This is a genomic window from Pseudomonas fluorescens group sp. PF-69 (assembly GCF_054481235.1).
This window is the reverse complement of sequence record NZ_JBTMNC010000001.1, coordinates 5708518-5726252: the sequence shown is the minus strand read 5'-3', so window position 1 is coordinate 5726252 and position 17735 is coordinate 5708518. Positions and strand designations below refer to the sequence as shown.

16 protein-coding genes are annotated in these 17735 nt (G+C 56.8%); 5 read left to right on the top strand and 11 right to left on the bottom strand.

All coding sequences use genetic code 11. From position 1 onward, the window contains the following. Positions 1-139: 139 nt before the first annotated feature. Complete coding sequence (locus ACX3YF_RS26720; RefSeq protein WP_458974605.1) at positions 140-1294, top strand: hypothetical protein; 1155 nt, start codon at positions 140-142, stop codon at positions 1292-1294. A gap of 85 nt (positions 1295-1379) precedes the next feature. Then, positions 1380-1979, top strand: coding sequence for a hypothetical protein (locus ACX3YF_RS26715; protein ID WP_458974604.1), 600 nt, complete (start codon positions 1380-1382; stop codon positions 1977-1979). Positions 1980-2502: 523 nt separating this feature from the next. On the opposite strand, the gene ACX3YF_RS26710 is transcribed toward ACX3YF_RS26715, so the two are convergent. The 8 genes from ACX3YF_RS26710 to ACX3YF_RS26675 all read right to left on the bottom strand — a co-directional run bounded on the left by ACX3YF_RS26710 (position 2503) and on the right by ACX3YF_RS26675 (position 9614). Next, positions 2503-3318 carry a nucleotidyltransferase domain-containing protein gene (locus ACX3YF_RS26710; RefSeq protein WP_458974603.1) on the bottom strand — a complete coding sequence of 272 codons (816 nt, stop codon included), beginning with the start codon at positions 3316-3318 and terminating at the stop codon, positions 2503-2505. Next, complete coding sequence (locus ACX3YF_RS26705) at positions 3318-4205, bottom strand: ion channel (protein WP_458974602.1); 888 nt, start codon at positions 4203-4205, stop codon at positions 3318-3320. The genes ACX3YF_RS26710 and ACX3YF_RS26705 overlap by 1 nt, the downstream gene beginning before the upstream one ends. A 189-nt stretch (positions 4206-4394) precedes the next feature. Next, positions 4395-4688, bottom strand: a complete 294-nt coding sequence (locus tag ACX3YF_RS26700; protein WP_458974601.1) for a fructose-bisphosphate aldolase — start codon at positions 4686-4688, stop codon at positions 4395-4397. Positions 4689-5337: 649 nt separating this feature from the next. After that, entirely contained in the window at positions 5338-5727 is a 390-nt protein-coding gene (locus tag ACX3YF_RS26695) for a VOC family protein (protein WP_196586683.1), read from the bottom strand. Between the two features lie 157 nt (positions 5728-5884). Next, entirely contained in the window at positions 5885-7033 is a 1149-nt protein-coding gene (gene argE / locus ACX3YF_RS26690; protein WP_458974600.1) for an acetylornithine deacetylase, read from the bottom strand. Next, positions 7030-7707, bottom strand: a complete 678-nt coding sequence (locus ACX3YF_RS26685) for a DUF1028 domain-containing protein (protein WP_448646445.1) — start codon at positions 7705-7707, stop codon at positions 7030-7032. The genes argE and ACX3YF_RS26685 overlap by 4 nt, the downstream gene beginning before the upstream one ends. 155 nt (positions 7708-7862) lie before the next feature. Further along, positions 7863-8279: a RidA family protein gene (locus ACX3YF_RS26680; RefSeq protein WP_047528033.1), complete on the bottom strand. Its 417-nt coding sequence runs from the start codon at positions 8277-8279 to the stop codon at positions 7863-7865. Between the two features lie 24 nt (positions 8280-8303). Continuing rightward, positions 8304-9614, bottom strand: coding sequence for a flavin-containing monooxygenase (locus ACX3YF_RS26675; protein ID WP_458974599.1), 1311 nt, complete (start codon positions 9612-9614; stop codon positions 8304-8306). A 297-nt stretch (positions 9615-9911) separates the two neighbouring features. Between ACX3YF_RS26675 and ACX3YF_RS26670 the strand changes: the two genes are divergently transcribed. From ACX3YF_RS26670 to ACX3YF_RS26660, 3 genes are all read left to right on the top strand, one after another. Continuing rightward, complete coding sequence (locus ACX3YF_RS26670) at positions 9912-10385, top strand: hypothetical protein (protein WP_458945468.1); 474 nt, start codon at positions 9912-9914, stop codon at positions 10383-10385. 332 nt (positions 10386-10717) lie between these two features. After that, on the top strand, positions 10718-11386 hold the full coding sequence (locus tag ACX3YF_RS26665) for an ATPase (protein WP_458974598.1): 669 nt from the start codon (positions 10718-10720) through the stop codon (positions 11384-11386). 668 nt (positions 11387-12054) lie between these two features. Beyond that, positions 12055-12843: a DeoR/GlpR family DNA-binding transcription regulator gene (locus ACX3YF_RS26660; RefSeq protein WP_448646449.1), complete on the top strand. Its 789-nt coding sequence runs from the start codon at positions 12055-12057 to the stop codon at positions 12841-12843. Positions 12844-12901: 58 nt separating this feature from the next. Here the strand turns inward: ACX3YF_RS26660 and ACX3YF_RS26655 are convergent, their stop codons facing one another. The 3 genes from ACX3YF_RS26655 to chrA form a co-directional block, all read right to left on the bottom strand. After that, entirely contained in the window at positions 12902-14200 is a 1299-nt protein-coding gene (locus ACX3YF_RS26655) for an NAD(P)/FAD-dependent oxidoreductase (protein ID WP_458974597.1), read from the bottom strand. A 151-nt stretch (positions 14201-14351) separates the two neighbouring features. After that, positions 14352-15716, bottom strand: a complete 1365-nt coding sequence (locus ACX3YF_RS26650; RefSeq protein WP_458974596.1) for a glutamine synthetase family protein — start codon at positions 15714-15716, stop codon at positions 14352-14354. A 399-nt stretch (positions 15717-16115) separates the two neighbouring features. After that, positions 16116-17474: a chromate efflux transporter gene (gene chrA, locus ACX3YF_RS26645; RefSeq protein ID WP_458945464.1), complete on the bottom strand. Its 1359-nt coding sequence runs from the start codon at positions 17472-17474 to the stop codon at positions 16116-16118. Between the last annotated feature and the right edge of the window lie 261 nt (positions 17475-17735).

Here is a 17735-nt window from a genome sequence, read left to right as displayed (position 1 = left end):
TCAACAAGATATAGCGACAATGAACGTTTGGTTGGGTGAGAAAAAAAGATTGAATCTTACAGCCATAAGTTGAGCTGATAACCAAGCGATAAACACATAGCTAATCTGACTTTATCAGTCACATGCATGAGCTCAATCAGTGGACGACAGCAAAAAATTAAGTATCAAGGATTTGCTTAAAGGTGCCGAAAAACGCCGGGTGCTCACTTCTATTGGTCCCCTGTATGTCCGCCATCTCACCTATGGCGACCACAAAAAAATCGGAGAAACGGGCGCTTTTGAAAGAGCTGATGCGCACGAAGTTGGACGCTTGGTCGTGCAATTGTTCAGTTCCTCTAACATGGATTCAGGGGTATGGACTGGACTTTCGGATGATGAGTTTGCTCGGCTCGAGAGGGAGGACATCGAGGAGTTAGCAAAGGCTGGAGTCGAAGGTGCAGGATATGAAAATTCCAGTGATTTGTTATCGGCACTTGGCAAAGGAGTCATGGCCGAGCACTCGAATTTTCAGCAGATGAATAAAAAAATCTCTGATCAATTCCGTAGCAATTATGAATTTCTGAAGCCTGGCGCCATTGAGTCACTGACTTCCTCCATCGCAGCGATTGACAATGCCAGCCAGTGGTGGCGACAAAAGTTTTCGGATAAAAAGTGGAGCAAGGTGGGAGATGCTGTGCGCGCGCAAGCGATCCATTCGCCAAGATTGCACCAGCCAAAAGCTGAGGCGATTGAGGTGCGGACAGCTCCCTTTCTAGACTTTTCTACGTCACCTCAGGCTAGAGCCGCGAACGCCTCTGAAGAAGCTGCTGAAACGCTTAGTACCGTCGCAGTACATATGGGCGACATGTTGAATCATGTAGCGTCTCTTTCTACGACGTTAGTTTCGGACGCCATTCCACAATGGATAAAACAGCAGGACGAAGATAAAGCAAAGGCTGAGGCTTCGTTAAAGGGAGCCGCAAAAAGCCTATGGTGGACGAAGTGGGCGGTAATCATAAGCGTAGTAACGTCAATTGGAATTGCTTTAGCCCAAGCCTATTTTACTAAAAGGGATGGAGCTGAAGAATCTCGGCTTAATGAAAAAATGCAAGTGGAATGGCAGAAGCAAGCAGAACTGAGCCAAGAGCTGTTGCGCAAACAGATATTAGAAACGCAATATTTACGCACGGAGTTAAAAGCACTAAATGCCAAATTTGAAAGAAGTCAAGGTGCAACCGTATTTGCTGTAGAGCGAGCACGAAATTTGGAAAAAAAGATCGGCTCGAAAAAGATGGAAAGTCGAAATAGTAAATAGATCTGTAACTTTTGCTTGCTGGTCGCAAGCCTGATTCGTACGGCGGCCGTCCTAGCTATTTGTTTCTTGTTGTCTTGGGATTGTTGTGCGTTCTAATCTCATATTGCTGATTGTTCGGGGCGGGGAGTCTTACGGTATGTTTTTTAGAGCGTTTTTTTATGGCGTGAAATCTTATCTTCCACTGCTGGCTAGTTTGAGCTCAATGTTGACTGTGGTGATTGCTGGTCTTGCTCTTTATGTTGCTATAGGTCAATTGAGTTCTTCAGATAGCTCAGCTGCCAAAGGAATATACAAAGAGTACTTGGCACTTGCATTTTCTAATCCGAAATTTTCAGCCGCGTCTTATCCGTTGGGAGATCCTGTTTTTTTAAAATTTAAAATTGGAAGCGAGGAGTTTGAAAGGTACGAGTATTTTGTTTCGCTATTATTGTTTTCAGCAGATGAAATTTTGTCGTTGGATCTAGAGGATGAGGAAAGATGGATTGTCACACTTGAAACTCAAATGCGATACCATGCATTGTATCTGAGTAGTGATTATTTTGATGCGTCATCATATTCTGATGTTACGAAGGAGCTTATAATGGCCTCGTTGAAAAGTTATGGGTCATGTCAAGCGAAGTATAGTCTCGCTTTGAAGCCCATAATAAATTTTGGCGAAGAAGAATGCCCCTTCAGTTGGAAGTGAGGTTAGAGCTAAAAGGTGGCAGTTTTTAAATGCGTCTGTAACCTTTCTTATAGGGCACAAAATAGTGCAGGTTTAAGAGCTGAAGTTTGTGGGCGCTAACGTCTATGAGTTACCGTACCTGCATGCTCAAGAAAGCATTGGTGCCCCCTTCGCCGCGAAGTGGCTTTCATACGAAAGTTTTAATGACGAAACGCCGTTGGTTTCTCATGGACTTTACGAGTTGCTGCAGAGGATTGTGTTGAAGGACCGAAACCGCTGATTAATTTGGTTGTGGCGCAAGGGCAACAGCTTCGACTACAACTGCTCGTCCGACTCTTTGAACGGATGAGTCAGCGACGCTCGCAGGAACCGCAGACTTATTGATTTCGATCGTATTATTTCTGATCAGTGCGGGTTTAAAGCGAGAAACTTTATCTTAAGTGTTTCTCGAAAATTAGATTGGAATTTGCTCTGCACTCAACGAGGGTCGGGGTATATGAAGGATGTGTGGTGGTGATAGTTAATAATTCAAAGATTATCAATGTCATTTATGCATGTTTATAATGTTGATTATATTTTTTTTGATAGATGACTTGTTATAGTTGTGGTTCTTCATTTTCTTCATGAATTCCTCATCAGAATGTTCGTTATTGAGGATTGCTCGTTCTATTAGTCTCTCGGTCCAATAATCTATCCCTTCGATTAGTTTCCAATTCGTAAGGCCGCCAGCGACTAATTTGATAGGGAGTTTAAGAATTTTTTTGCAAGCTTTATTTATAGCTAGTATGTCGAGGTCAGGAATTTTTTTGCTTGTTAGTATGGTTGGTTTGCTTCTTCTATAGAGGTATTTTCCTTCTCTAATGCAGAGCATTGTGTAAATATCATTATCTGATAAGCCAAATTTAGATAGCGCATCTAAGTATCCAAAAGCATACTGGTCATTCAAAGCGTTTATGCAGTATATGCAGGTTCGTAGCGAAACGTATAATGCGTCACAAACCCATAGCTGGCCGATATAACTATCTGGGTACCACTCCAAGTTTAGAATAAATTTTCTAGCGGACTGATATTGTAGATTTATTTGATGTTGTGAGGGGCGGAATCCTTTAATTTCATTTAATAATAATGCATCTCCGGTCAAGCATATTCCATCGATGTCTAGGTGAGTTATAAATAACGAGCCTTTCTGTTTCATCCTTCTGATAGTTTCTAGGGAGTAGAATGTTACGCCGCCATGCATTGCAGAAATTTTTTTGTAATCTGGTTTAGGCCCAGACCAAATGCATACCAAGTCAATGTCGCTATTGATGTTCGCATCGCCTCGTGCAGAGGATCCACACTGAATAATGACCAAAGACACTATTTTACTATCCTCTTAACAATGATTGCTGTCACTACTGCACACCATCCAACCGACCCCAAAAGAAATAAAATGGTTAGCGCGAGAGGGAGTGTTTCATGTAGTGGGGTTACTTCGCCATACCCTACAGTTGTAAAGGATACTATGGAAAAATAGAGCGCTTCAAAAAAACTGCCGTTTTCTTTGAGGTTTCCTTCGATAAAAAATGCAAAGATGAGTATATATAGAGAAGTAATTATGAGTGCGTTTACTATGCCGTAGCCATATCCTAAAGCATAATCGAAAATTAAACTGCTTATGAAGCGATGCGGTTTTGGATTTGTCCCTCGTAGGTGCTGGTATCTACGATAAAATTGAAATTTTCTGTCTGCATGCATCGCGAATTCATCTTGATGCATATCCTTCGAGTTTCTATAAAGTGTTTGGAAAAGTCCTGCGTTTACGTTTGCTAGGTCCCATTCCCATTTGTCAGAGAACAAAAATGATTTTGGGTCTATATAGGTGGATTGAAATTTCGTTTTATAAAAAAAGCATTCGTCAAATGTACAGTCGTGAAATTCCACTTTACTTATATTGGCGCCGTTAAAAACACACGTGACAAATTTGCAATTAGTGAAGCTAAAATTGTTTATTTCTTGTTGGGAAAATATGCATTTGAAAAAAACCTTGTCGCGAATTCGACTTTCTTTGGACGACAACCCCTCTGTGGGGAATTCAATAATAGATAGCTCAATATTTGCTTCAGTAAGAGCATTAATATTAATTTTTTGAGTGATTCTTTCATCTATCGTGAGCATTGGAGGGCGATCAGGTTTTCTTTTCCAGTGCCTCAGCCGGACTAGATTTTTTAGGAATCGTGATGTTCCATTTTTTATGTGTTCAAGCATTTACGTTGTACCACAAAAATATTTTAGGCTGATATGCAACACTATACCAAGTTCTCCTGCAGATTAGTCCAGTGAGCCCTGTAAGCTTGATCCGAATCGTCCCTTCTGTGTAGGTGTACTGATCATTTCACTGCTAATGCGGTCAGAAAAGCCCGCAGTACTGCGGGCTTTCACGCCTATGAATCTATGTCACATGTCTTTGGGTATATCAAATGAACGCTGCTCAATCACCCGAAACACATCGCTCACATCCTGGACCATGATCCGGGCGATGTTGGTGATGGTGTTGATGTCGTTCTCGGCGGAGTCGGGGAGGCTGGTGCAGGCCATGAGGTGCAGGTATTGGAGGACGGCGTTGAGGCGTTCGCTGACGCAGTTGTGCAGTTCGCGCAGCGGGGCGTCGCTGTCGATGAGCAGGACGGGGTAGTGGGTGGCGAATTGGGACATGGGGGTGAAGCGACGGGGTGGGTGTTGATTCGACATGGTGATAATCCTGATAAAAAAAGAATTGCCACCTTTCTGCTGCGAAACAAATGGGTGGCAGCTGTGCGCGGGTTCGCAGACCGGGGACCCACACCAAAAACCCGGCAGACCCGAAGGTCTCCCACACACAACCGCCATGAAACTAATGCAACCAAAAGCGGCCGCATCATGCCTGACGGTTCTTCGGTGTCAATCCAGAGGGCTGCGAAACCCATCGCTATTTGTGTCAGCGGCGAGGCGAATATAGGCGCCCATTTTCATGCTCACAACCGGGCTGTAGGACGCTTTGGCGAGCGTTTTGGCAAGGCGGATAGCCAATGTTTACGGGCTTTTGCGGTATTTCGGACAGTGCGCAGGGTCTTGGGAAATCGGGGGCAGGGGTTGGGGCCGCTTCGCTGCCCAACGGGGGCAAGTCCCTTCGCCACAAGAGGTAATTTCCTACAGGATTTTCGGAAGCCCAAAATCAAAGGTACGTCCGACTGGGGCCGTCGTCTTCGACGGCTTCCATGCGGATTCGGTTGTGAGAAAAGGCAAAGCTCCGATTGATCGGCAAAGCTGTTTGGTTATGTACGAACACAGTATGTGTGGGAGCGAGCTGGCTCCTACAGGTATTGCATTAGCTTTGTATCCCGGGATCGCGTGAAGAACCTCATTTTATTGGGGTGCAAAGCTCCACCAGCGTTCCGTCCGGGCAGCGCACGTAGGAGACGGTCTGGCCCCAGGGTTTGATCAACGGGGCGGCCACCTCGCTGGCCCCTGCGTTCAGGGCTTTGGCGTGGGCGGCGGGGACGTCGTCGGTGACGAGGCCGACTTCCATGCCCAGTGGTTTCACGCTGGTGTGGGCGCTGATGTGGCCGCCGTTGAAGTTCATGGCGGCCAGTTCGTCGGCGGCGAACGCCAGGGCGGTTTCACCGGTTTCGAGTTCGCCGTAGGTGTTGGATTCGTGAAGGAATCGGGTGGTGAGGCCGAACGCGGTTTCGAAGAATTGCAATGAGGCGGGGACGTTGGCGACGTAGACGATCAGGTAGCCGAATTTCATGGGTGAACATTCCTTGTCTGGGTATTGACGGCGGAATGTAGCAGATTCGGCGGGCTTGCTCGCAAAGGGCTGGACAGTCGACATGGATGTTGAATGTCAGGTCCTCATCGCGGGCAAGCCCGATCCCACAGGGTTCTTTGGGGGGGATGCTTGTGATTCAACTGATCGACAGCAGCATCCTTTGCAGCATTTCATCGCAGCCGTTCAATTGCTCCAGGCTGACGAATTCGTCCGGTTTATGCCCCTGATCCATGCTGCCGGGGCCGCACACGACAGTGGGGATTCCTGCGGCATCGAATAGCCCGCCCTCGGTGCCGAAGGCCACCGTACCGAACGCTCTGCAACCGGAAAACGCGGCGATCAGCTCGGCGGCTTCGCTGTGGGCATCGGTCGCCAGGCCGGGATACGCCGACAACTCGCTGAAGCGAATCTCGCTCTGTTCGCTCACCGCGCGCATGCGCGGCAATACCTGCTGCTCGGCGTAGGTCTTCAGCTCTTGCGCAACTTCGCTGGGGTCGTGGAAGGGCAGGGTACGGATTTCAAAGTCGAAGCGGCAATCGGCGGGGACGATGTTCAAGGCCTTGCCGCCGGAAATGACGCCGGTTTGAACGGTGCTGAACGGTGGGTCGAAGCGTGCGTCGTGATGCTCGGGGGCTTTGAGCCGGTGGCCAATACGGCCCAGTTCGCCGATCAGTTCGGCGGCGTATTCGATGGCATTGACCCCCTGCGGCGCATAGGCGGAATGGCAGGCCTGGCCGTGAATATCGCAGCGCATCGCCAGTTTGCCCTTGTGGCCAAGCACCGGTTTGAGCTCGGTGGGCTCGCCAATGATGCAGAGCATCGGTTTGATCGGGCGCTGCTCCAGGGCTTTGAGCAAGGACCGCACGCCGAGGCAGCCGACTTCTTCATCGTATGACAGTGCGATGTGCACCGGCCGCCGCAGGTCGGCCTTCACCAGCGCCGGCACCAGCGCCAGTACACAGGCGATGTAGCCTTTCATGTCCGCCGTGCCGCGACCGTAGAGTTTGCCGTCGCGCTCGCTGAGTTCGAACGGCGCGACAGTCCACGGCTGGCCGTCCACGGGCACCACATCGGTATGCCCCGACAGCACGATGCCCGGACGATCCGCCGGGCCGAGGGTCGCGAACAGATTGGCCTTGCTGCGCTGCTCGTTGTAGATCAGTTCGCAAGGCACATCGAAGCGTGCGAGGTAATCGCGGACAAACTCGATCAGCTGCAGGTTGGATTCGCGACTCGTGGTGTCGAAGGCCACCAGGGTTTGCAGCAAATCGCGGCTGCTGCTCATCGGTCGTCTCCGGCCACCCCGTAGCCCGGCGACTTGTCGGGGGCGAGGGCGCGGTCGATGTAGTCCTGAACCTGCGGGCGATAGGCGTCCCAGAGCTTTTCCAACTGACCGATCGGGTTTTCGTCATCCCAATCGACTCGCAGGTTGATGATCGGCCAGGTCAGTTCACCCACCACCACCATCGCCGCCGAATGCACCGGCCCGGCTTCGCCACCTGCGGCAATGGCCGCTTTCATCGCGGCGAGCAGGCGGTCGGCGAGTTGACCTTCACCGTGCTCGAACGCCTGGACCATGGCCTCGATCACCGCACGATCGGCCAGCATGTTGCCCGCCGCCACGCATTGTTCGCCGGACACGGCATTGTGGTTGCCCAGGGTTTGCGCGCCGCTGAAGTGCGCGGTGCGGCCGAGGTGGTCGATGGCGGTGACCTGCCGATACTGGCTGTAACCGTTGCGGGTCAGCACCTTGTCCAGCGCCTCGGCCGGCGCGAGGCCTTGTTCCATGAGGGCGAGGACTTCCGGGCCGAGGGACGGCAGGGTGATGTTTTGCGTGGACACCGCGCCGACACCGGGCAGCAGCCAGGGGCAGCGGGCGCCGACGGCGATGCTCGAGGAACTGATCGCGATGCCGAACTGACCGGTTTCGGGGCAGCGTGCGGCGATGGAAAAGGTCATGGGTGTGCTCCTTGGTGTGCCTTGTCGAATGGGGTGTCTGGGCGGGCCCCATCGCGGGCAAGCCCGCTCCCACAGGTATCTTCAGTGGTCACAAAGTCGTGTTCAGCGCAGATCAACTGTGGGAGCGAGCCTGCTCGCGATGGCCGCGACTCGGTCTACTCGGGAATCACCGCAATCACATCAATCTCCATCAGCCACTGTGGCTGCCCCAGGGCCGACACCACCAACCCGGTGGAAATCGGGAACACGCCTTTGAGCCACTTGCCCACTTCCTGGTAGACCGGTTCGCGGTAACGCGGGTCGATCAGGTAGGTGGTGGTTTTCACGATGTGGCTCAGGTCGCTGCCGGCCTCTTCCAGCAACTGTTTGACGTTGCGCATGGCTTGCTCGGCTTGCGCCCGAGGATCACCCAGGCCCACCAGGTTGCCTTCGAAATCAGTACCGACCTGGCCGCGCACATAGACGGTGTTGCCGGCCCGGACCGCTTGGCACAGGTCGTTGTCCAGGCTCTGGTTCGGGTAGGTTTGCTTGGTGTTGAACATGCGAATGCGGGTATGGGTTGGCGTGGACATTTGATGCTCCTGACAGAAAAAGGCTTAGGCACTGACCGTGGTTTCAAGGGCAACCGGGGCCGCTTCGGCCTGCCGTTGCGCCGCATCGTGGTAGTCGAGGTAGGAACGCTGGATGGCGATCTGGTCAGCCACGTACTTGGCGTCGTGCCAGACGCCCCAGATAAACGACGAACCGCGTCGCGACTGCCACGGCAGACCGAGGAAATACACCCCGGGCTCGCTCGATACGCCGCGCTGGTGCTGCGGCTTGCCGTTGGCGTCGAAGGCGTTGACCTTCAGCCAGCTGTAATCGGTGGCAAAACCGGTGGCCCAGATGATCGAGGTCACGCCGGCCTTGGCCAGGTCCAGCTGCAGGATCGGATGGGTCACGCACTCGGGATCGGGGAAGGTAATCCGTGCTTCCGGTTCTTGCGGCAGGTCCAGGCCGTTGCGCTCGATGTAGGCGTCGGCGGCATCGAGCAGCGCCAGATAGTTCTCATCGCCCCGGGCCAGGTTCTCGGCCAGGTTCGGCTGGAAAGTCGCCACGCTGCCGTCGAACGACTGGGTCAGGCCGACCAGGGTCATGCCGCGATGGGCAAGCCCGCGAAAGTCCACGGTCCGCCCGCCATGGGCACCGCTGACGGCAATGGTCACGTGTTCCCGACCGGGCTTCATCGCCGCTTGGTCCCACTCGCCCAGCACCCCCAGCCACCAGCAGAAATCACGGTTGCGGTAGGCGCGGGGAGGGCGATCGTGGGCGCCTACCGAGAGGTAGACCTGCTTGCCCGTACGCTGCAACTCGTCGGCAATCTGCACCCCCGACGAGCCGGCGCCGACGACCAGAACGGCGCCCTCAGGCAATTGCCCAGGGTTGCGGTAATCAGCCGAGTGCATCTGTAGCAATGGCTGATCTTTCGGCGCGATCGGCGGGATGACCGGGTTTTGGAAAGGACCGGTGGCGGCGACCACGCGGGCGGCTTCGATCACGCCTTCGGAGGTTTCGATGGTGAAACCGGGGCGACCGACATTGCGCTCGACCTTCAACACATCGACGCCGGTGCGGATCGGCGCGTTGAATTTTTTCGCGTAGGCTTCGAAGTAGTCGGCCACCCGCTCTTTCGGGGCAAAGCTGTCAGGGCTCAGGTCGTCGAATGCCAGGCCGGGAAAACGGTCGTGCCAGGCCGGGCCATTGGCCACCAGCGAATCCCAGCGGCCGGAGCGCCAGCGTTCGGCGATGCGGTTACGCTCCAGCACCAGATGCGGCACACCCAGTTTGCTCAGGTGCTCGCTCATGGCCACACCCGCCTGACCGGCGCCCACAATCAGCGTATCTGTTTTTATTTTTACAGTGGTCATCTCAATACCCTTTGAAGTTGGATTCAAACCGCATGTGGCCTGCCATCTCTTGGGGTCAAGACTAGGGATCACCCTGATATCGGTAAAATATTATTAAGCTGGCATTTGAGTATAAATAACTGATGCAGTGCCTTTGGCCCCGCAGCTTGGGGCGCGTGATTCCGCCCAGGGCAAACCGCTTCCACCCGGCGTCCCGAGTGGGCGATGAGGCAATGGGGCCGTCTATCGTCAAACTTGAACTGCCGGGGGGATATCGCGTCATAAAGGTCGCGATATCAACCCCCTACGGAAGCAATCATGCTTTTAAAAAACAAGAGTCTTGTAGCCGTCATGTCCTGCGCCTTGATGTTGGCGGCCGCCCCTTTACTCCCGAATGATCTGTCGGTCATCAACACCGCTTCCGCCAGGGAAGGGGGTGGACACGGCGGTGGCAATGGCGGTGGCAACGGTGGCGGTCATGGCGGTGGAGCGGGCGGTGGTGCAGGTGGCAGCCACGCCGGCTCAGGCCACGCCGACAGCAACGGCCGCGCTAACGGGCTGGACAGCGACCACGCCGGCAAAGCCGTTCGCGACCATGGCATCAGCGGCAAGCACTATGGCAGTGAGCGAAATGATGATCGCGGTCATGGCAGCACGACCTCAGGTGTCGCCCATTCCAAAGACACCCGCGGCATAACCAAGGCCACCGCGATCTCGGCTACCACGCCCGGTGATCACAACACCAAAGGGCTGAGTCATGCCGGGCCATCGGGAACAAAAAAATCCCATTGATCGGCAGTTGAAGCGATCAGCTTCAGCCCCAGAGAAAGCCCGCAGTCCTGCGGGCTTTTTTTCGTCTCAAGGTTGCCCGTAGCCCTTGGGCACTGCAAATCCGCGCGGCTCGATCAACCGAATGATCGTCATTGGCCGTTGTGACGAAATGTCTGCAATTTTTGCAGACCGCCAGATCAGGCCTGAAGGGGGGCACTGTCGTCGGTAGCGCAGGGTCCTGATGGCAACCATTCATTTGGTCGATATTCATCATTAAAGAATGCAAGTTCTGTTTTTCTGTCATTGGAGGAGGATAGCGTTATACCGATCTCGCCTTTGAAGGAATCAGCGCGATGAGAATTTCAAACCTGCTGGCTTTTGTCGCCGTGTTCACCGGCAGCGTTGCCGCCACCGTCCCGGCCGTTGCCGCCGATTTGTCCTGCCATTTCCCGCCGATCACCGACAGCGTCGCCAGCCTGCAGCACGCGCAATCGGTGGCGGTGCTTTACAGCGAAAACACCGTCAACACCCAGCAATACCTCGAGAGCTACCACGCCGTTGCGATCAATGGCGCGAAGAACCCGCAGATGAATCCGCAGATCGGCAAGGCGTTCGTCGACAGTTCCGATCCGCAGCGTGCGATCAACTGGTTGATGGGGTCGCTGCAGAAACAGTTCGCCTCGGTGACGGTCTACGACAACCTCGACGCCGCCGTGCAGGCGCATCCCGATGTGGTGGTGATGCTCGACACCTACAGCCGCCTGGTGTCCAAGCGCAACGACCAGGTCGAAGCGCGGTTTGTCGCCAGGTTCTACGATGCGAACCTGCAATACATCGGCCAGGCTGAAGGCTCACGCGCCAAGCAAATGCCCTCGGTGTGGGTGCATGGCAAAGCCGCTCCGCAGATTGCCGCGCAAATCAACGAGCAAACCGAGTTGCAGGTGAATGCGCTGAAACAGTTCGATGCGTCGCTCAAGGCGCTGGTGATGACTGGCAACGTGGATCACGTTGCCAGCAACTGAGGCTGTCAACCCTCTGGGTGTCCTCTAAACAGCACACCGCTTGTGCTTCAACCGCGTTTTTTCTCCCCTCTGCGTATCAAAAACGCAGCGTGTACCCTTGTCTTACCCCATGCAGTGAAAAACCGTCACGGGCCTGTCGCCCGGGCTGACGCCTGCCTATTCGCGCGTGAATGCCGGGCAAGCTGAGGCGAACAAACACGTTGTGTCAGCGGGCTTTTGAGGGGGGTGTTTCGAGGCGGGTTCGATCATTCTTGCGCACGCGCGCGCGACAGGGCTGGCGCCGCGTGCATGGTTTGGGTGAGGTGCCAGCCAGCGAAGTGGTATCCGGCTGTTCCGGGAACAGGAAGCAGCCGTACGCTAACAGGGAAAAAGCGGGGCTCGACGCTGCATGACGCAGTGAGCGTTGTCGCAGATCAGGCGTGGCCCAGCGCAATGGCAAACGAGACCACGATCATGCAGGCGAAGGCGAAATTGAGATTCATGAGATGTCCATCCGTTGCTTTTTGTGATGGCGCTCATCTTGAACAGGTCACGCGCAAATAAGAAATTCGCCTTTATGATTTGAAAGATTGAAATAATTGATACTTGGCCTCGTCCTGTTTGTGTTTCAGGCACTGTTTGACTAATCTCGCACAAACACGCATCTAATCGCATAAACAGGCAAAAACATGCATGATCAGCATTCCGCGGCCGAACTCCCTCATGTGCGCCGGCAGAAAATCCTCCTGATCCTCGAGCGCGACGGCAAGGTCATGGCCTCCGGGTTGAGCCAGCATTTCGCGGTGTCCGAAGACACCATTCGCCGCGATCTCGCAGAGCTGGACAACGCCGGCCTGGTGCAGCGGGTGCACGGCGGGGCGCTGCCGCGACCCAAGGACACGGGCAAGGATTACTTCACCCGCATCAGCGAAACCGATGAGGTGAAAACCCGACTGGCGCAGCTCGCCGCCGAAAGGGTGGAGGACGGCCAGATCGTGATGTTCGATTCGGGCACGACCACGCTGCAGATCGCGCGCTCGCTGCCCTCGGACATTTCCATCACCGCCATCACCACTTCGCCGATGACCGCGATCACCCTGGCTGAATACAAAGGCATCAAGGTCATTCTCGCGGGCGGGCAACTCAACCTGGCGACCCTGTCCGTCAGTGGCCACGAGACCCTTCGCTTGCTGCAGGGAATCAAGGCTGACCTGCTGTTCACCGGGGTCTGCGCGATTCATCCCGAGGTGGGCATCAGCTCGCTGCATTTCGATGAGGTGCCGGTGAAACAGGCGCTGATCGACAGTGCCTCGCAAGTGATCGCAGTTACCACGGCGGACAAACTGGGCGCGGTCGAACCCTTCATCGTCGCGCCCTGCAACCGCGTGCACACGTTGATCACCGAGCGTCATGTGGCGACGGGCAACATCGAGGATTACCGCAGGCTGGGCATCGAGGTGGTGCAGGTGGAGGCTTGAGCAAACTATGGGAGCAAGCTGGCTCCCACAGCTGATTCAGGTGTATCCCGTGGATGCTTCAGCGCAGGCGTTCGAGCATTTGGTAGTACCACATGCCGGCGGCGAGCATCGGGTTGCCGAGCAGGTCGCCCATGGGCACGCGGATGTGCTGGCAGGCGGCGAAGGTGTCGAAGTGCTCCAGTTGTCCGGTGATCGCGCGGCCCATGATTTCGCCCATGATGTGCGTGGTGGCGATGCCGTGCCCGGAGTAGCCCTGGCAATACCAGACGTTGTCCGAGAGCTTGCCCAGTTGCGGGATGCGGTTGATCACGATGCCCATCGCGCAGCTCCACTGATAATCGATGGCCACGCCCTTGAGCGCCGGGAACGTTTGCTCGATGCAGGGGCGCAACTCGGCCGCGATGTCCCGTGAATCCTTGCCGCTGTAATTGGCGCCGCCACCGAACAGCAAACGACCGTCCGCAGTCAGGCGGTAGTAGTCGAGGACGAAGCGGCAGTCATAGACGGCCAGGTCTTCGGGGTTGATCTGTCTGGCCAGGTCGCCCAGCGGCGCGGTGGTGACGATGCCGCCCATGGCCGGGAAGATCTTGCCCTTGAGTTGGCCCGGTTCCAGTTTGTGGTAGACGTCGCCGGCCAGCAGCACCTGGTTGGCGTCGATGCGACCCTGGGCGGTGCGTACGCCAGGACTCTTGTTCAGGCCATCGCCGTGAATGATCTCCAGCACTTCGCTGTTTTCGAAGATCAGCGCGCCCAGGCTCTCGGCCGCGCGGGCTTCGCCGATGCACAGGTTCAGCGGGTGCAGGTGCATGTTTCGGGTGTTCTTGATCGCACCGTGGTAGAGGTCGCTTTGCAGCAGGTCGCGTACCTGGCTGCGGTCGAGCAGGCTGACCTCGTCGCCCATGCCACGGCGCACGGCTTCGTCGTAATCCTTGCGCAAGCCCGCCATATGGCCTGGCTTGTAGGCCGCGTGCAGGTGACCGTGCTTGAGGTCGCAGGCGATGCCGTATTTTTCGACCCGTTGCCGGATGATCTGGTGCCCGCGCCAGCGCAGGTGCCAGATGAAATCGTCGACGTCTTCGCCGAGGGTGCGGCGCATCTGCTTGCGCATGGCTTCGTCGCCCGAGAGGCTGCCGGTGACCTGGCCACCGTTGCGACCGGTGGCGCCCCAGCCGATCTTGTGGCTTTCGACGATGGCGACTTTCAGGCCTTTTTCCGCCAGTTCGACGGCGGTGGCGACGCCGGTGAAGCCGCCGCCGATGATCACCACGTCAACCCGGTGTTGGCCTTGCAGGGTCGGGTAATCGGTGTCCTGGTTGAGGGTGGCGGTGTAGTAGGAATTGCAGCGTTGGTTAGTCATGTCAGGGTCCAGGCAAAAATGAAGAGCCGTTAGCGCGACCCCTGTGGGAGCGAGCCTGCTCGCGATAGGCCATGTCAGTCATCTCAGTGGTGAATGACACACCGCCATCGCGAGCAGGCTCGCTCCCACAGGGGGTGGGGGCTGATTGGGCTCACGCCTCAGTCAGATACCAGCGCCAGTCCTGCTCACCCACTTCGCCCATGAACTGCCGATACTCGGCACGCTTGATCGCCAGATAAACCCCTAGAAATTCCTGACCCAGTGCATCCCGCGCCCAGGCCGAGTTCTCCAGTGCCGTCAGGGACGTCAGCCAGTCGGTGGGCAGCAATTGCGTGGCTTGCGCGTAACCGTTGCCTTGCACCGGTTCGCCCGGATCGAGGTTTTCACGGATGCCGCGATGAATGCCGGCCAGGATTGCCGCCGCCGCCAGATACGGGTTGGCGTCGGCGCCGCAGATGCGGTGTTCGATGTGCCGGCTGTTGGCCGGGCCGCCCGGCACGCGCAGGCTGACCGTGCGGTTATCGACGCCCCAGGTCGGTGCCAGGGGCGCATAGCTGTTGGCCTGGAAACGCCGGTAGGAGTTGGCGTTGGGGCAGAACAGCAGCAACGAATCGAGCAGCGAGGCGAGCATGCCGCCGATGGCAGTACGCAGCAGCGGGGTGCCGGCCGGGTCCTCGGAGGCGAACAGGTTGCGACCTTCGGCGTCGGCGATGCTGACGTGCATGTGCATACCGGTGCCGGCCAGGTCGTCGAACGGTTTGGCCATGAACGTCGCCTGCATGCCGTGCTTGTGGGCGACGGCTTTCACCAGCCGCTTGTACCGCACGGCCTGGTCCATCGCCAGCAAGGCATCGCCGTGTTCCAGGGTGATTTCCACCTGGCCCGGGGCGTATTCGGAAATCGCCGTGCGCGCCGGAATGTCGTGCAGTTTGCACGCGGCATAGAGGTCGGCGAGGAACGGTTCGATCTGTTCCAGCTCGCGCAGGCCATAGACCTGAGTGTGCCGTGGACGACCGCCGTCAGCGTCCAGCGCCGGTTGCGGGCGACCGTTGTGATCGCGCTTGCTGTCCAGCAGGTAGAACTCCAGCTCGCAGGCCATCACCGGGTGGTAACCCTCGGCTTTGAGGCCGTCGATGACCTTGATCAGCAGGTGACGCGGGTCGGCGATGCTCGCCGGCATGCCTTCTTGCGGGTGCATGCTGACCTGCACCGCCGCCGTCGGAATCTGCCGCCATGGCAAGCGCACCAGGCTGCCTTCGAGCGGGTAGGCGCGGCAGTCGATGTCGCCGACGTCCCACACCAGCCCGGAGTTCTCGACGTCTTCGCCCTGCAAGGTCAGGCCGAGGATGGTGCTGGGCAGCGGACGACCGCTTTCATACACCGCCAGCAGTTCTTCGCGGTGCAACAGCTTGCCGCGTGGCACGCCGTTGGCATCGAGGATGAACAGCTCGATCATGTCGATATCGGGGTTGTTCGCCAGAAAGCGTTGGGCATCTTCAAGGGCTGCGAATTTCATGGTTCGTCACTCACGTTGGCGTCCCGCGGACGCACGGATTCGGGCCGCGGCACGGGCACGGACAAAGATCCGTTGCGTGCGGGCAGCGATAGCAAAAAGGCTGGGGGCTCGATGCGTCGAAGACGCGATCAGGCGAGCAGGGCGCTATCCGGCGGGCGTGCGGAGTGACGCAGTTTTGAGCGGCGCAGGGCCATGGGGAGGTTGACGATGCGTTTCATCAGGCAATGCCATCCGCGACCAGCCGCGAGGGGGTCAGGATCGAGACATCCAGCAAGTGGGGCTCTGACGGCGAAGTGCGCATGACTCATGTTTCCAGAAGGAAAACGTCGGTGGCCGGTAAACAGCCATCCGGGGATGGCTGGATACTAGGGGTGAACGGGGCACATGTAAATCTTTGATTCAGCGCAGCAGGTGCACGACCAGTCCGATCAGGCCACAACCGAACAACACTTCGATGACCCCGCGCTTGAACCGAAGCAAGGCGATGGCGGCCGCGATGGCGATCAGCAATGAAGGCCAGTCCAGTTGCCCGGCGAAGCCCTTGGGCCACAGCACGTGATAACCAAAAAAGCACGCCAGGTTGAGAATCACGCCGACCACCGCGGCAGTGATCGCCGTCAGTGGCGCGGTGAATTTCAGTTCGTTATGGGTGGACTCCACCAGTGGCCCGCCGGCGAGGATGAACAGGAACGAAGGCAGGAAAGTGAACCAGGTCACCAGCGTGGCCGCGAGGGCGCCGGCGACAAAAGCCTGATCAGGGCCGAACACTTGATGGACATAGGCACCGATAAAACCGACGAAGGCCACGATCATGATCAGCGGCCCCGGCGTGGTTTCGCCCAGCGCCAGGCCGTCGATCATTTGCGTCGGCGTCAGCCAGCCATAGTGGCCGACCGCGCCCTGATACACATAGGGCAGCACCGCGTAGGCACCGCCGAAGGTCAGCAGTGCCGCTTTGGTAAAGAACCAGCTCATTTGCGTCAGCGTGCCTTCCCAGCCGAACAGGGCGGTGAGGGTCGCCATCGGCAGGGTCCACAACACCGCGCCGATCAGCGCCAGGCGCAATAGGTTCCAGCGACTGAAACGGGCATGTCCGGGGGGCGGCGTGTCATCGTCGATCAACGCCGGGCCGAAGGATTTTTTCGCGGCGCCGTGGCCGCCCGTACTGAATTTCTCCGGTGCCAGGCGTCCGCCGAAGTAACCGATGATGGCCGCGCCCAGCACGATCAGCGGAAACGGCACGTTGCCTAGGAAGATCGCGGCGAATGACGCTGCGGCGATCGCCCACATCCAGCCGTTCTTCAGCGCACGGGAGCCGATCCGGTGCGCGGCTTGCAGCACAATGGCGGTCACCGCCGGCTTGATCCCGTAAAACAGCCCGGCCACCACCGGCACTTCCCCGAAGGCGATGTACACCCAGGACAGGGCAATCAGGATGAACAGCGACGGCAGCACAAACAGCGCACCGGCGATCACGCCACCCCAGGTACGGTGCATCAGCCAGCCCAGGTAAGTCGCCAGTTGCTGGGCCTCGGGGCCGGGCAGCAACATGCAGTAGTTGAGGGCATGCAGGAAGCGTCGCTCGGAGATCCAGCGGCGGCGCTCGACCAGTTCCTGGTGCATGATCGAAATCTGTCCGGCCGGCCCGCCGAAGCTGATGAAGCCGAGCTTGAGCCAGAATCGGAACGCTTCACCGAGGCTGATCGGCGCAGGCTTGGTCAGTTCGGGGGCGCTGTTGGGGGCGGGCGTGAGGCTCAAGCGAATGTTCCTTGTGCTGGGGCGCTTTGAGCCGGTGACTGTAGCCATGAAGCGGCGCTTTGAACAGTCGGTTTTACCCGACCGCCATCGCGGGGAGCCCGCGCTCCCACAGGTTTGCTTTTCAGTTCAGGACAAAATCCACCGGTTCCAGTTGTGGCGGCAGTTCCGTCACGCCCAGTGCGTCGAGGACGTCGCGTTCGATGTTGCGCACGATGGCGTCGGTGGGCAGGTCGTGGCCAACCTGCGTCAGTGTTTGCCCGC

Coding starts and splice junctions, on each gene's coding strand:
- ACX3YF_RS26695 (WP_196586683.1), bottom strand. CDS start 5,727: ATGAAATTCGGCTACCTGATCGTCTACGTCGCCAACGTCCCCGCCTCA.
- ACX3YF_RS26660 (WP_448646449.1), top strand. CDS start 12,055: ATGCATGATCAGCATTCCGCGGCCGAACTCCCTCATGTGCGCCGGCAG.
- ACX3YF_RS26705 (WP_458974602.1), bottom strand. CDS start 4,205: ATGCTTGAACACATAAAAAATGGAACATCACGATTCCTAAAAAATCTA.
- ACX3YF_RS26670 (WP_458945468.1), top strand. CDS start 9,912: ATGCTTTTAAAAAACAAGAGTCTTGTAGCCGTCATGTCCTGCGCCTTG.
- ACX3YF_RS26650 (WP_458974596.1), bottom strand. CDS start 15,716: ATGAAATTCGCAGCCCTTGAAGATGCCCAACGCTTTCTGGCGAACAAC.
- argE (WP_458974600.1), bottom strand. CDS start 7,033: ATGAGCAGCAGCCGCGATTTGCTGCAAACCCTGGTGGCCTTCGACACC.
- ACX3YF_RS26665 (WP_458974598.1), top strand. CDS start 10,718: ATGAGAATTTCAAACCTGCTGGCTTTTGTCGCCGTGTTCACCGGCAGC.
- ACX3YF_RS26700 (WP_458974601.1), bottom strand. CDS start 4,688: ATGTCGAATCAACACCCACCCCGTCGCTTCACCCCCATGTCCCAATTC.
- ACX3YF_RS26680 (WP_047528033.1), bottom strand. CDS start 8,279: ATGTCCACGCCAACCCATACCCGCATTCGCATGTTCAACACCAAGCAA.
- ACX3YF_RS26675 (WP_458974599.1), bottom strand. CDS start 9,614: ATGACCACTGTAAAAATAAAAACAGATACGCTGATTGTGGGCGCCGGT.
- ACX3YF_RS26655 (WP_458974597.1), bottom strand. CDS start 14,200: ATGACTAACCAACGCTGCAATTCCTACTACACCGCCACCCTCAACCAG.
- ACX3YF_RS26685 (WP_448646445.1), bottom strand. CDS start 7,707: ATGACCTTTTCCATCGCCGCACGCTGCCCCGAAACCGGTCAGTTCGGC.